The organism is Geminocystis sp. CENA526, assembly GCF_050753365.1.
Taxonomy (GTDB): Bacteria; Cyanobacteriota; Cyanobacteriia; order Cyanobacteriales; family Cyanobacteriaceae; genus Geminocystis.
Map to the genome: position 1 here is coordinate 1 of NZ_JBLZFY010000251.1, position 1,631 is coordinate 1,631.

General features: G+C 39.2%; 2 protein-coding genes. Both read left to right on the top strand.

Annotation, left to right across the window (positions count from 1 at the left end):
• Positions 1-3 precede the first annotated feature (3 nt).
• Positions 4-1,062 (top strand): Gfo/Idh/MocA family oxidoreductase, encoded by a 1,059-nt coding sequence (locus tag ACN4EE_RS23145; protein WP_431708867.1) that lies wholly within the window; start codon positions 4-6, stop codon positions 1,060-1,062.
• A 36-nt stretch (positions 1,063-1,098) separates the two neighbouring features.
• Positions 1,099-1,631, top strand: a 533-nt coding sequence (locus ACN4EE_RS23150) for an alcohol dehydrogenase catalytic domain-containing protein (protein ID WP_431708866.1), incomplete at its 3' end; no start/stop codon positions are given.

Below are 1,631 nucleotides of genomic sequence, written 5' to 3' on the forward strand. Positions count from 1 at the left end.
ATTATGAAAAATCAAAGATTATCGTCAGGAAATTTGCCCGTACAAAAAAGCTATAACAATCCTTTAAAAATAGGCGTAATCGGTGTGGGAAATATGGGGCAACACCACACAAGAGTCCTTAGTTTACTCAAAGATGTTGAATTAGTGGGCATTGCCGATGTTAATGTAGAAAGAGGGTTGGATATTGCCAGTAAATATAGAGTGCATTTTTTTGAGAACTATTTAGAAATGTTACCCCATGTGGAAGCTGTTTGTATTGCCGCCCCCACTAGACTTCATCATCAAGTCGGTTTAGAATGTCTTAACGCAGGAGTCCATGTTTTAATCGAAAAACCCATAGCCGCCAGTATTGCTGAAGCGGAATCCTTAGTTAATGCAGCCGCTTCTACTAACTGTATTTTACAAGTAGGACATATAGAAAGATTTAATCCAGCCTTCCAAGAATTAAGCAAAGTCTTAAAAACTGAGAATTTACTAGCACTTGAAGCCCATCGCATGAGTCCCTATGCCGATCGAGCTAATGATGTTTCAGTTGTATTAGACTTAATGATCCACGATTTAGATTTACTCTTGGAATTAGCAGGATCACCTGTTACTAAATTAAGCGCTACAGGCAGTCGTGTCTCTGAGTCTAAATATTTAGACTATGTAACCGCTACCTTAAATTTTGCTAATGGCATTGTCGCTACTGTTACCGCTAGTAAAGTAACCCACCAAAAAACTCGCCGTATAGTCGCCCATTGTAAAAGCAGTCTCACGGAAGCTGATTTTCTCAACAATGAAATTTTAATCCATCGTCAAACTACTGCCAACTATACAACGGACTATGGACAAATATTATATCGTCAAGATGGTTTAATCGAAAAAGTCTATACTAGCAACATAGAGCCTTTACACGCAGAATTAGAGCATTTCGTCAGTTGTGTACGAGGAGGAAATCAACCCTCTGTAGGTGGTGAACAAGCCTTAAAAGCACTAAAATTAGCTAGTTATATTGAACAATTAGCTTTAGATGGTACGGTGTGGCAAAATTGTCCTATAGATTTGAAACAACTGAATTAACTGTAATCTCATTGCATTTGGAGACTAAACCTATTTATGAAAGCGATCGTGATGACACAAGCAGGAGATGTTGATGTTCTTCAATTACAAGAAGTGGCAACACCTGAAATAACAAAACCCACAGAAATCTTAGTTAAAATCAAAGCGTCTGGGGTGAATCCCATTGATACGAAAATTCGTAGTCGAGGTACTTTTTATCCTGAATATTCCCATGCTATTCTCGGTTGTGATGGTGCAGGAATAGTGGAAAGTGTCGGTTCACAAGTTACCAAGTTTAAGGAGGGTGATGAGGTTTATTATTGCAGTGGCGGTTTAGGAAAACCCCATACGGGAAATTATGCTGAATACGCCGTCATTGAGCAAGATTTTGTGACTTTTAAGCCTCAATCTTTGTCTTTTACAGAATCCGCTTGTTTACCCTTAGTGTTAATTACCGCTTGGGAATCTCTGTTCGATCGAGTAAACTTAAGCCAAGCTCAAACGGTATTAATCCATGGTGGTGCTGGTGGAGTGGGTCATGTAGCGATACAATTAGCGAAGATTAAGGGTGCAAAAGTGGCTACTACCGT